The sequence below is a fragment of the Ruminococcus sp. FC2018 genome (genome assembly GCF_000621805.1).
GTDB lineage: Bacteria > Bacillota > Clostridia > Oscillospirales > Ruminococcaceae > Hominimerdicola.
This window is the reverse complement of the sequence record NZ_JHXH01000002.1, coordinates 229054-240537: the sequence shown is the minus strand read 5'-3', so window position 1 is coordinate 240537 and position 11484 is coordinate 229054. Positions and strand designations below refer to the sequence as shown.

15 protein-coding genes are annotated in these 11484 nt (G+C 47.4%); all 15 read right to left on the bottom strand.

The features are described from left to right. Positions 1-248: transposase (locus T494_RS0102480; protein WP_028504742.1), on the bottom strand; the 248-nt coding region annotated here is incomplete at its 3' end. Between the two features lie 117 nt (positions 249-365). Beyond that, positions 366-737, bottom strand: a complete 372-nt coding sequence (locus tag T494_RS0102475) for a DUF6465 family protein (RefSeq protein ID WP_028504924.1) — start codon at positions 735-737, stop codon at positions 366-368. Between the two features lie 31 nt (positions 738-768). Then, positions 769-1044: an HU family DNA-binding protein gene (locus T494_RS0102470; RefSeq protein ID WP_028504923.1), complete on the bottom strand. Its 276-nt coding sequence runs from the start codon at positions 1042-1044 to the stop codon at positions 769-771. Positions 1045-1427: 383 nt separating this feature from the next. Continuing rightward, positions 1428-1832 carry an NUDIX domain-containing protein gene (locus tag T494_RS0102465; protein WP_028504922.1) on the bottom strand — a complete coding sequence of 135 codons (405 nt, stop codon included), beginning with the start codon at positions 1830-1832 and terminating at the stop codon, positions 1428-1430. Between the two features lie 173 nt (positions 1833-2005). After that, positions 2006-2239 (bottom strand): acyl carrier protein, encoded by a 234-nt coding sequence (gene acpP, locus T494_RS0102460; RefSeq protein WP_028504921.1) that lies wholly within the window; start codon positions 2237-2239, stop codon positions 2006-2008. A 50-nt stretch (positions 2240-2289) separates the two neighbouring features. Further along, entirely contained in the window at positions 2290-3117 is an 828-nt protein-coding gene (locus tag T494_RS0102455; RefSeq protein WP_028504920.1) for an acetyl-CoA carboxylase carboxyltransferase subunit alpha, read from the bottom strand. Further along, a complete protein-coding gene (gene accD / locus T494_RS0102450; protein WP_028504919.1) occupies positions 3114-3968 on the bottom strand; it encodes an acetyl-CoA carboxylase, carboxyltransferase subunit beta in 855 nt (284 codons plus the stop codon). The genes T494_RS0102455 and accD overlap by 4 nt, the downstream gene beginning before the upstream one ends. Positions 3969-3995: 27 nt before the next feature. Continuing rightward, entirely contained in the window at positions 3996-5363 is a 1368-nt protein-coding gene (locus T494_RS0102445) for an acetyl-CoA carboxylase biotin carboxylase subunit (protein WP_028504918.1), read from the bottom strand. 267 nt (positions 5364-5630) lie between these two features. Then, positions 5631-6062, bottom strand: coding sequence for a 3-hydroxyacyl-ACP dehydratase FabZ (gene fabZ / locus T494_RS0102440; protein WP_028504917.1), 432 nt, complete (start codon positions 6060-6062; stop codon positions 5631-5633). Beyond that, positions 6062-6583 carry a hypothetical protein gene (locus T494_RS0102435; RefSeq protein WP_028504916.1) on the bottom strand — a complete coding sequence of 174 codons (522 nt, stop codon included), beginning with the start codon at positions 6581-6583 and terminating at the stop codon, positions 6062-6064. Before T494_RS0102435 ends, fabZ begins: the two co-directional genes overlap by 1 nt. Further along, positions 6583-7035 (bottom strand): acetyl-CoA carboxylase biotin carboxyl carrier protein, encoded by a 453-nt coding sequence (gene accB, locus T494_RS0102430; protein WP_028504915.1) that lies wholly within the window; start codon positions 7033-7035, stop codon positions 6583-6585. The genes T494_RS0102435 and accB overlap by 1 nt, the downstream gene beginning before the upstream one ends. A 13-nt stretch (positions 7036-7048) precedes the next feature. Continuing rightward, positions 7049-8284, bottom strand: a complete 1236-nt coding sequence (gene fabF, locus T494_RS0102425; RefSeq protein ID WP_028504914.1) for a beta-ketoacyl-ACP synthase II — start codon at positions 8282-8284, stop codon at positions 7049-7051. A gap of 14 nt (positions 8285-8298) precedes the next feature. Then, positions 8299-9033 carry a 3-oxoacyl-[acyl-carrier-protein] reductase gene (gene fabG, locus T494_RS0102420; protein ID WP_028504913.1) on the bottom strand — a complete coding sequence of 245 codons (735 nt, stop codon included), beginning with the start codon at positions 9031-9033 and terminating at the stop codon, positions 8299-8301. 126 nt (positions 9034-9159) lie between these two features. Beyond that, on the bottom strand, positions 9160-10086 hold the full coding sequence (fabK, locus tag T494_RS0102415; RefSeq protein WP_028504912.1) for an enoyl-[acyl-carrier-protein] reductase FabK: 927 nt from the start codon (positions 10084-10086) through the stop codon (positions 9160-9162). A 21-nt stretch (positions 10087-10107) separates the two neighbouring features. Then, positions 10108-11118, bottom strand: a complete 1011-nt coding sequence (locus tag T494_RS0102410) for a beta-ketoacyl-ACP synthase III (protein ID WP_028504911.1) — start codon at positions 11116-11118, stop codon at positions 10108-10110. Positions 11119-11484: the final 366 nt, after the last annotated feature.

Here is an 11484-nt window from a genome sequence, read left to right as displayed (position 1 = left end):
AGATCTTCTTGGACTTCCTTTTTTAGCTTTGTAGGACGGCCTGTCGACTTGCGTCCTCGGCGCTCAACATAAAAACCTTCTTTGCCTTCTTCAAGATAGATGCGCTCCCAGTCTGAGACTCTATTATGATTACTCACATCGAATTCCCGTGCTGCTTCCCTGTGGCTCAACTTTTCTTTGTGCATCGTTTCAACAACCTTGATTTTGAATTCCGGTGTGTATCGCTTATTTGGTTTTCCTTTAGGCATAAAAATGCCCCCTTTCGTTAGATTTCTAATTGGTATATTTTTATTATACCACATTGTCTAACAAAAGGGGAGCATTTCAAAATGACGGTCTTTATTATGCTGTGCGATCAGTTGGGATCAAAGCTCAACCTTGAAGTCCTCTGCGCCCTTGCCGTTTACGGTGTAGTAAGCTGCATTGTCCTCAGGCTTTACATATACGCATACGTTGCTTGCGCTCTTATGTCCCTTTGCCTTGTAATCAGCCTTGCAAGCCTCAACAAGTGCCTTCATCTCAATGTCCTTGCCGTTGTACTGAAGAACAACGTTGTCGCCTGCGGGCTTCTTAGCTGCTGCCTTCTTTGCAGGAGCCTTCTTAGCTGCGGGCTTCTTAGCTGCTGCCTTTGCGGGAGCCTTCTTAGCTGCTGCCTTTGCAGGAGCCTTCTTCTCAGCTGCCTTTACCTCTTCAACCTTCTTCTCAACCTTTGCTGCATCTGTCTTCTTAACTGCCATTGTTAATACACTCCTTATCTCAATTAGTAGATTACTTGTTTACAACTTCCTTAAGAGCCTTGCCTGCCTTGAATGCAGGAACCTTCTTAGCTGCAATGTGGATCTTCTTCTTGGTCTGTGGGTTGATGGAATCCTTAGCAGCTCTCTGTCTTACTTCAAAAGAACCGAAGCCGGAAATGGAAACCTTCTCGCCCTTTGCCAGTGTGTCTGTTACTGTGCCGATAACTGCCTCAAGAGCCTTTTCTGCGTCCTTCTTTGTATAGCCGCCCTTCTTAGCAATAGCACTGAGTAATTCTGCCTTTGTCATTTTGATTACCTCCGTTTTTTTACTTGGTTGGATCTTTTCTATGGTCATATTATATCCTATTTACGCACTTTTGTCAAACTATACGGATATATTTGTAGCTTTACATAAAAATATGCAAAAAGCCGTGCAAATTATTTGTGCTTATTCACAGAATATTTATAACAAATCGTCCGTTTTGCGTCTTTATGCGCTGTCAAAGCACATGATTTTCCCCTTAAATAGCCGAAAAAACCTTATTGTGCAAAATCACAGAATATATAATAAGTCTTTCATTTTATTCATTTAAAATTTACAAACCCTATCTTCGCCGGTGAATTTTTATAAGCAAAAAGAAAAAGCCCTCCTCCTTATGTCGGAAAGCTTTATCAAGCACAAAACAGTCATCAGATAATAAATTTCTTTGCCTTATTTACGATACTGCGGTCATTTTCATAGGCAAGCACTTTCCCTGCCAGACCTATCTCCACCCACTTTATCTCCGCTATCTCGTCCTCCTGTGGGTGATAATCGGTATTTTTTGCTCTGCCGATAAAGTAGACCACATTTTTCTGAGTATCCTTTTTAGGTGAATAAGTAACGATCTCCCTGAATGTAGTATCCAGATTTACGTCAATACCCGTTTCCTCCATTATCTCTCTCTTGGCGGTCTCCTCCTCGGTCTCGCCCTCTTCAACATGACCCTTGGGGAACGACCAATGCCCACTGTTAATATGCTTGATCAACAGGATTTCTGTGTTGCCGTGATATTTTCTATAAACAATGGCACCACAGGATTTTTCGTGCATCATCGTTATTTTTGTCCTTTCGATAGATTTTGCATACTGCTGTTATTGTGGTAATTATACCACATTTTCTCCCGTTTGTCTACCGCTTATGAAAAAATATCTTATTTTTCTTTTTTTATCCCCAAAATGGCGCAAAAAAAATACCCCCGATGCTGTCGGGGGATCTTAATATCATATTATTCCTCGGTCTTGGACTCGATATACTTAACGATATCGCCTACGGTCTTGATACCCTCGACCTCTTCATCAGGGATTTCGATATCAAAGCTCTCCTCGATGCTCATTACCAGATCCACAACGTCCAGAGAATCTGCACCCAGATCGTCCTGGATAGTAGCGTCCATTGTTACCTCTGCCTCGTCAGCATCAAGCTGATCAACGATAATGCTCTTTACCTTATCAAATACCATTTTTAATTCCTCCATTTCAAGTTTCGCAGGATCCTCGGGGCTTTGTCCCTTTATCCTGTTATTGCCGATCGTGGGGATTCTTTGAACTCTCCCACAATTCTAAACTTATTATAGCGTTCATTTACCAATTCGTCAAGCCCTTTTTTCAATTTTCTTTCAAGTGCTTTGGAAATATAGTCGCTGATGTTGTTTGCTGTCATATTAGGGTCGTTATGGGCACCTCCCGGAGCCTCCGGGATAACGGCATCGCACACGCCCAGTCTGGTAAGATCCTTTGCGGTTATTTTCATTATATCGCAGGCTTCACGCTCTCTTGATGGGTCCTTCCACAGAATGCTTGCAAAGCCTCTTGGCGAGATCACGGAATAGATAGCGTTTTCCAGCATTGCAAGCTCGTCGCACACGGCAAGTGCCAGCGCACCTCCCGAGCCTCCCTCGCCCAGTACGATAGAGATTATGGGTGTCCTCAGCGTCATGAACTCCATAAGGTTCTTGGCGATCGCTTCGCCCTGTCCTCTTTTTTCCGCATCCACTCCGCAGAATGCACCTGCGGTGTCCACAAGACAGATGACCGGTCGGTGGAACTTTTCCGCCTGCTTGGCAAGTCTGAGGGCTTTGCGGTAGCCTTCCGGGTGAGGCATTCCGAAGTTGCATTTCTGGTTTTCCGCAAGATCTCTGCCCTTTACCTGGGCAATGACCGTGACCGGGGTGCCTTTAAAATAGGCAATACCGCCCATGACAGCTCCGTCGTCGCCGTAGAGCCTGTCTCCGTGCATCTCCATGAACCTGTCAAAGATACGGGGAATATAGTCGTTTACGGTAGGTCTGCCCTTATGTCTTATAATATCCAGGCGCTGGCTGGCTGTAAGCTCGCTCATCTGGCAGCCACCTCCCCTGTATAGTTATGCATTCTCAGTATATGCGAAAGCACTCTTCTCATTCTTTTTCTTTCAACTATCATATCCACAAATCCGTTTTCCAGCATAAACTCTGCGGACTGGAAGTCGTCGGGGAGCTTCTGGTTTATAGTTCCCTCGATAACACGCCTTCCTGCAAAGCCGATAAGCACCTTTGGCTCGGCGATAATAATATCTCCCAAAGATGCAAAGGACGCTGTCACGCCGCCTGTGGTAGGGTCTGTCATAACGGCAATATAAAGCTGTCCTGCCTGGTTATGTCTTGCCACGGCGCCGCTGGTCTTTGCCATCTGCATAAGGGAAACGATGCCCTCCTGCATTCTTGCGCCTCCCGAGGCGGTAAAAGCGATAACAGGCAGCTTATGGGCTGTGGCATACTCAAAGGCACGGGTTATTTTCTCGCCCACCACGCTTCCCATAGATGCCATCATAAAGTTTGAGTCCATTACTATTATAACGGTATCCTTATTGTATATCTTAGCCCTGCCTGTGAGAACGGCATCTTTAAGACCTGTTTTCTCACGCATGGCTATCTGTTTCTGCTCATAATCGGGGAAATTTATGGGGTTTGCGGATATCATATATCTGTCGAACTCCCTGAAGCTTCCCTTGTCAACGGTTATATCCAGCCTTTCCCTTGCGCTGAGCCTTGAATGGTAGTTGCAGGCAGGGCAGACCTTGCCGTTTTTGTTGAACTCGTCGGAAAAGGTAACGTTTCTGCACCTTGGGCACTTGAACAGCAAGCCCTTGGGTATATCGGTCTTTTTCGTGTCGTCATCTGTCTTGTCGCCGTTGAACCTGACCTTGACCATTGAAAAAAGATCCTCAAGCATCAGCTATTACTCCTCTCCTGATCGTTTTAGAATGTCTGTACGGTTGAGAAAACCGTTATCGTAGCTGCCGTCTGTAAATTCCGGTGTTCTGATAAGTTTGAGCTGGAAGTCAACATTTGTGCTGACGCCTTCAACGATAAACTCGCTCAGCGCCCATCTCATCTTTGCAATAGCTTCCTGTCTGTCCTTGCCGTAGACTATCAGCTTTCCTATCATGGAATCGTAATACGGCGGGATATCGTATCCCTGATACACTGCTGTATCCACCCTTATCCCGAAGCCTCCGGGGATAAACAGCGACCTTATGGTACCCGGGGAAGGTCTGAAGCCCTGCTCGGGATTCTCGGCATTTATCCTGCACTCGATGGCATGACCTTTTATCTGCACGTCCTCCTGCCTGATGCTCAGATGCTCGCCCTGTGCGATAAGCAGCTGCTGCTTTACCAGGTCTATGCCCGTCACCTGCTCGGTAATAGGGTGCTCCACCTGTATGCGGGTATTCATTTCCATAAAGTAAAAATTGCCGTCCTTATCCACAAGAAATTCGATGGTACCTGCATTGCGGTAACCGCAGGCTCTTGCGGCGGTGCAGGCTGCCTTACCCATTTTCTCCCGCAGCTGTGGTGTCATAAAGCTTGCAGGGGACGGAGCTTCTTCAAGCACCTTCTGATTCCTGCGCTGCATGGAGCAGTCACGCTCACCTAAGTATATCACATCGCCGTAGTTGTCGGCAAGTATCTGTATCTCGATATGCTTGGGGTTGACGATGAATTTTTCCATATAGACCTCGTCGTTCCCGAAGCAGGTAAGTGCCTCCTGCTTTGCGGCAGTCATCTGCTTTTCAAGCTCGCTGTCGTCATTAACTATCCTTATGCCACGACCGCCGCCGCCTGCGGAAGCCTTTATCAGCACAGGATACCCCAGCTCCTTTGCCAGGGTATGGGCAGCGTGGATATTTGAGATAGCTCCGTCAGAGCCCATTATAACAGGCACACCGTTTTCCTTCATCGTTTCCTTTGCCTGTGCTTTATCGCCGAGCATCTCGATAGAAGGTGCACGAGGACCTATAAAGGTTATGCCGCACTTTTCGCAGGTGCGTGCAAAGGAAGGGTTCTCGGACAAAAAGCCAAAGCCCGGGTGAACAGCGTCCGCACCGGTTATCTCGCAGGCTGCGATTATAGCCTTCATATTCAGGTAGCTGTCCTTGCTGGGGGCAGGACCGATGCAGACAGCCTCGTCTGCTATCATCGTGTGCAGGGCATTCTTGTCGGCAGTCGAATAGACAGCGACGGTCTGAATGCCAAGCTCACGGCAGGCACGGATTATTCTCACAGCTATTTCGCCACGGTTGGCGATAAGGACTTTCTTGAACATAGTTTACACCTTTATCTTAGTTTTTGTAGTGCATTAGTTTTGTTATGAAATAAGTCTTATCACAGCATACTCGCTGAACAGCTGAGGATAGTTCTTCTGAAAAGAATTCTCTCTGAACTCTTTTAGGCATCTCTCAGTCATTTTTATCTATCGGGGACTTGTTCCCGATAGATAAAAATCATTAAAAGGTTTCTGAAAGGGGTTTGGGGAAAACTCTTCTCCAAAAGAGTTGTCCCCAACTATTCACCGAATACGCTGCGGCAGAACTTACTTTATAGCAAAGGTAATCTCCGCTGAAACTGCTTTCTTGCCGCCGACGGTAGCAACAGCCTTGCCCACGCCGATAGGTCCTTTGACTTTGAGTATCTCGACCTCTATTTCAAGAGTGTCGCCCGGCAGCACCTGCTGTCTGAACTTGCAGTTGTTTATCCCGCCGAAAAAGCCTATCTTTCCCTTGTTCTCCGGCAGCGACAGCAGAGCTACTGCGCCTGCCTGTGCACACATCTCCACCATAAGCACGCCCGGTGTCACGGGGTACTGTGGGAAATGTCCCTTGAACCAGAAATCGTCAGCCTTTATGTACTTGGTCGCCTTTACACGCTTGCCCACTTCAAGCTCGTTTATCTCGTCTATCAGCAGAAACGGGTCACGGTGGGGTATGACCTCCATTATCTGCTCTTTATTCATTACTACTGCCATTATTCCTGCTCCTGTGTTTCCTGCTCCGCTCGTTCGGAGCTGTTTTCGTCCTCGTTTTCGGTTTGTGTATCCTCTTCCTCGCCGCTTTGCTTTGCTTTATCCTTTACCGGCTTTTTAAGCTTGGGCATTTTTGCATATTCCGCAAAATAGGTTATCATCATCACGCAGCAAACCACTGCCGGCAAAAACATAACATAGCGCCACGCTTCAAATTCAAGCTTGAATATCCAGTATCCTATGGACGGGATATACAAAAACGAATACACGGTGCAGAGGATATAAAGAATGTTTATCTTTTTCACTCTGAGAAGTAAAAATGCCGCTATAAGGGCAGTCTCGATGCCAAGGGAGATCCAGCCCGATACATTATAGTCCTTGTCTGCGTCGTTCATGACCACCGACAGAGGGCTGAGCTTATAGAATATAGATGACGGGCTGAGCAGCATTACCCACTTTATCAGCACGAACAATCCCCAGAGCAGTAAGCAGGTGGTCGTTTTCTTTTTTACTTCACTGTTCATTATCCGATCACCATCACAGTCTGGTCAAAGTCAACAGGATCCCCGTCGCTTACCATTATCTCCTTTACCACTCCGTCAAATTCACTGAGTACCTCGTTCATCACCTTCATGGACTCGATGATAAAAATAGTGTCGCCCTTTTTCACCGTTTTGCCCACTGTAACAAAAGGCTCTGCATCAGGTGACGGGGCAGAATAGAACGTTCCCACGATAGGTGCTTTTACGCTGTTACCGGAGGCTTTTTCCTCACGGGACACAGCCGGAGCCGAGGCGGGAGCTGCCGGTGCTGCAGTGACAGGAGCCGGAGCTGAGCCTGCAAGGCAGACCTTTCCCTTTACGCTTATCCTTTTGTCGCCGTCCACTACGGTTATCTCACCCAGGTCGTTTGATTTTACGATATCAGCAAGCTTCTTTACGGTCTCAAGGTCAAAACCGGAATTCTTCTCACTCATTTATGCACACCTCTTATCCTTCATATTTCTTTATGCATATCGTTGCGTTATGTCCGCCAAAGCCCAGAGAGTTTGACAGCGCACCCTTTATATCCACACTTCTGTTGGAATCAGTGGCGTAGTCAAGGTCGCACTCGGGGTCGGGGGTAGTATAATTTATGGTCCTGTGGACAAAGCCTTCTTTTACGGAAAGTGCTGTGACCACGGCTTCCATGCCGCCTGCTGCACCAAGAAGGTGTCCGGTCATGGACTTGGTGGAGTTGATGACTGTTTTTCTTGCGTTGTCCTCGCCCAAAGCAAGCTTTATGGCGATAGTTTCGTACTTATCGTTCAGCCCTGTTGATGTGCCGTGGGCGTTGATATAATTTACCTCCTCAGGTCTCAGACCTGCCTCCTCGTATGCCATTTTCATCGCATGAGCGGCAGCCTCACCTGTGGGTGACGGGCTTGTCATATGGAACGCATCGCCTGTTGCGCCGTAGCCTGCGATCTCAGCGATGATGTTTGCGCCTCTTGCTTTTGCGTGCTCATACTCTTCAAGGCAGAGAATTCCGCAGCCCTCGCCGAGCACGAAGCCCTGTCTGTTGAGGTCGAAAGGTGTTGATGCTTTTTCAAGCTCTGTTGCTCTTGAAAGGGCGTGCATATTGTTGAAGGAGGACAGGGAAAATCTTGAGATGCAGGCTTCCGAGCCGCCGCATATCGCAGCATCAAGATAGCCGTCCTTTATCTTTCTGAAAGCCTCTCCGATAGCATGGGTGCCTGAGGAGCAAGCTGTGGTGGTGCAGAAGTTGTCGCCCTTGAAACCTGTTTTCATAGCCACGGTCCCTGCTGCCATATTTGCTATCATCATGGGTATAAAGAACACAGACACCTTATCCGGCTTTTCATTGAATTTGGTTACCTCTGCCTCTGTAAGCAGCAGTCCGCCTATTCCCACGCCGATCATAACGCCTACTCTGTACGGGTCAAGGTCCTTGAAGTCGGTGCCTGCCATTTTCAGAGCCTGGAGTGTGGAGCACACGGCAAACTGTGTGAAGCGGTCCATTCTTCTTGCTTCTTTCCTGTCGATATACTCCGAGGGGTCAAAGCCCTTGACTGCGCCCACATACTTAACATCAAAATCGCTTACATCAAACTGGTCTATCAGGCTGATGCCGTTCTTATTTGCTTTTATATTCTCCCAGAACTCCTGCACGTTGTTTCCCAGAGGGTTCACGGTGCCAAGTCCTGTAATAACTACTCTTCTCATCTGTCCGCTCCTTATCACATCATTATTCCGCCGGATATCTCAATAACTTGTCCGGTAACGTAACCTGCGTCCTTTGATGCAAGGAAAGAGATAACTCCTGCGATGTCGGATACCTCTCCAAAACGTTTCATGGCTATCTGACCCAGCATCATGTTCTTCTGCTCGTCGGTGAGTTTATCGGTCATTGGTGTCTTGATAAAGCCCGGTGCCACGGCGTTGCAGGTTATCCCTCTTGAGCCAAGCTCCTTGGCAACGGTCTTTGTCATGGCGATTATTGCACCCTTTGAAGCGGAATAGTTTATCTGTCCCGGGTTGCCGTAAACGCCTGCTACCGAGGCAAGGTTTATTATTCTGCCCGACCTTTGTCTCATCATTATATTGCCCACGAACTTACACATATTGAATACGCTTTTCTGGTTCACGGCAATAACGGTATCGTACTGCTCCTCGCTCATTCTTGCCATAAGTCCGTCACGGGTGATGCCTGCGTTATTTACGAGCACGTCGATAGAGCCGAAGCGCTCCTTTATTTCCTTGACTGTCTTTTCTACCTGCTCGAAATTCGAAACGTCGCAGATATACTTTTCGCACTCAACGCCGAGCGCTTTTATGTCGTCTATGATAGTATTGTTTTCAAACATTGCTTCGCTGATGTCATTAAGAGCGATATTATATCCGTCCTTAGCAAGACGCAGTGCTACTGCTGCACCTATTCCTCTTGCCGAACCTGTTATCAGTGCTGTTGCCATTTAGATTTCCTCCAAAATAAGATTTTTGATTTTTCTAAAAGTATGTGTCCGAAGGGGTTTGGGGGCGACCGGAAAGCCCCCAACAGAGAGCTCATCACCACTAAACCCAAACACTGCTCAAAATGATTATTTCCCAAGCAGCTTGTCTGCCTGTGCGAACATTTCCTCTATTATTTCCTTTGCGGGCTTGACCTCTTTTATCATTCCTGCTATTGCACCGCACAGGAACGAGCCTTCCTCAAGGTTTCCGTCCTGTACAGCTTTTCTCAGCGAGCCAAGTGTCAGCTGTTCAAACTCGTCGGGAGTAAGGCTGCCGTCCTTTTCGCCCGATGCAAGCTTTTTGGTGAACTTTGTCCGTACATTCCTGCACGGATGACCTGTATATCTACCGGTAACAATGCTGTCGGTATCCTTTGCCTTGACCACAAGCTCTTTATATGTGGGGTGTATCTGACATTCCTCGGCGGCAAGGAACCTTGTGCCCACCTGTACGCCCTGTGCGCCCAGCATGAACGACGCCGCAACTCCTCTGCCGTCTGCAATACCGCCTGCTGCGATAACAGGGATATCCAGCGCATCTGCCACCTGCGGCACAAGGCACATGGTGGTGTTTTCGCCGATATGTCCGCCTGACTCGGTACCCTCTGCAATGACCGCATCAGCGCCTGCTCTTTCCATTCTCACTGCAAGAGCCACGGAAGGGACCACAGGCACTACCTTAACCCCTGCCTCTTTCCAGGCAGCCATAAATTTTCCCGGATTGCCTGCGCCTGTTGTTACAACGGGTACTTTCTCGTCGATAACGAGCTGTGCAAGCTCCTCAGCATTCGGCGACATGAGCATGATGTTCACGCCGAAAGGCTTATCGGTGAGGGATTTGCATCTTCTTATCTGCTCACGCAGGTAGTCGATAGGTGCAGAGCCTCCTGCGATTATTCCCAGTCCTCCTGCGTTGGATACCGCTGCGGCAAGGGTGGATTCGGCTATCCAAGCCATACCTCCCTGGAATATGGGATACTCTATGCCAAGAAGCTGTGTTATCTGTGTTTTCATTCAACTCTCCCCTTTTACTTATCAATACTCAAAGATAGCTGCGCCGTAGGTCAGACCTCCGCCAAAGCCTACAAGGCAAACCTTATCTCCACGCTTTATCTTTCCTTCGCTCACTGCCTCGCAGAATGCGATAGGAATGGACGCAGAGGATGTGTTGCCGTATTTGTCTATATACATGGGGAACCTGTCCATGTCGACCTCAAGGTTTTTGGCTGCGGTCTCGATTATTCTTATATTCGCCTGGTGGGGAACGATAGCGTTGAGCTCACCCGGCTGCATCGATATCTTTTCGCACGCCTTCTCCACAGCCTCCGGCAGTGCCTTTACTGCGAACTTATAGACCTCCTTGCCGTTCTGATAAAGGAAATACTCCTTTGTCTGCGGCATACCCATATCAAATTCCTCCCGGTTCTTTCGGAAAGCATTTTCAGCTTTCAAGCCCCTTGCAGCAAGGAACTGCGCTCCGTTTCCGTCGGCACCGAGGAAGCTTGAATAGAGTGTATTCTCTTTCTTTTCCAGCACAAATGCCGCTGCGCCGTCGCCGAACAGCACACAGGTGGTCCTGTCGGTATAATCCACAAACTTTGAAAGCTCCTCCGCTGCAACCAGCAGAACATATTTCAGGCTGTCATCTGTCTGAAGGTATCTTTTTGCCATATCAAATCCGTAAACAAAGCCCGAGCAGGCACAGTTCACATCCATCGCCATTGAGCCTGTCGCTCCGATCTCACGCTGGATAAGGCAGGACAGAGATGGTGTATAATAATCGGCTGTTACCGTTGTGGCGATAATAAGTCCGATATCCTCCGCCTTTATCCCTGCGTTTTCGATCGCCTTTGCAGCCGCCATGGCACCAAGATGATATGTAGGCTCTCCGTTTGTTATATGACGCTGTTTGATACCTGTTCTCTGAGTTATCCACTCGTCGCTGGTCTCAACTATCTTTGTGAAATCCTCGTTTGTTGCGATCAGCTCCGGAACGTGCATTCCGATACCTACCACATTGACTCCGCATACTTTGTTTTCAGCCAATTTAAACTTACCTCCGTTTTTTTTGCAAAAATATATTGTGAAACACAAAAAAATGTGTTATACTGTTTGTGGCGATCGATAATTTGATAAAATAAGAAAATCAATTCATTTCAAGCCCTTAAATCAAGGCATAATCTACTTAACAATGCTAATTTATTATACTCTTTTTTGGTTTTTTAGTCAATAACAAATTGTGAACAACAGCGTGCCTTTTTTAACTTTCGGGGAATTTTTTAACATAATCCCGCTGAAAATTAACGAAATATGTCCTAATTTAAAACTCGGCGACAATAGTTAAATGTTTTTAAGTTTGCACTTCTCTGCCGTTACATTATGGCAGACATAAATCAACAATAAGAATGTTAG

Coding starts and splice junctions, on each gene's coding strand:
- fabK (WP_028504912.1), bottom strand. CDS start 10,086: ATGAAAACACAGATAACACAGCTTCTTGGCATAGAGTATCCCATATTC.
- fabG (WP_028504913.1), bottom strand. CDS start 9,033: ATGGCAACAGCACTGATAACAGGTTCGGCAAGAGGAATAGGTGCAGCA.
- accB (WP_028504915.1), bottom strand. CDS start 7,035: ATGAGTGAGAAGAATTCCGGTTTTGACCTTGAGACCGTAAAGAAGCTT.
- T494_RS0102455 (WP_028504920.1), bottom strand. CDS start 3,117: ATGAGCGAGCTTACAGCCAGCCAGCGCCTGGATATTATAAGACATAAG.
- accD (WP_028504919.1), bottom strand. CDS start 3,968: ATGGTCAAGGTCAGGTTCAACGGCGACAAGACAGATGACGACACGAAA.
- T494_RS0102445 (WP_028504918.1), bottom strand. CDS start 5,363: ATGTTCAAGAAAGTCCTTATCGCCAACCGTGGCGAAATAGCTGTGAGA.
- T494_RS0102435 (WP_028504916.1), bottom strand. CDS start 6,583: ATGAACAGTGAAGTAAAAAAGAAAACGACCACCTGCTTACTGCTCTGG.
- fabZ (WP_028504917.1), bottom strand. CDS start 6,062: ATGGCAGTAGTAATGAATAAAGAGCAGATAATGGAGGTCATACCCCAC.
- T494_RS0102465 (WP_028504922.1), bottom strand. CDS start 1,832: ATGATGCACGAAAAATCCTGTGGTGCCATTGTTTATAGAAAATATCAC.
- T494_RS0102470 (WP_028504923.1), bottom strand. CDS start 1,044: ATGACAAAGGCAGAATTACTCAGTGCTATTGCTAAGAAGGGCGGCTAT.
- T494_RS0102475 (WP_028504924.1), bottom strand. CDS start 737: ATGGCAGTTAAGAAGACAGATGCAGCAAAGGTTGAGAAGAAGGTTGAA.
- acpP (WP_028504921.1), bottom strand. CDS start 2,239: ATGGTATTTGATAAGGTAAAGAGCATTATCGTTGATCAGCTTGATGCT.
- fabF (WP_028504914.1), bottom strand. CDS start 8,284: ATGAGAAGAGTAGTTATTACAGGACTTGGCACCGTGAACCCTCTGGGA.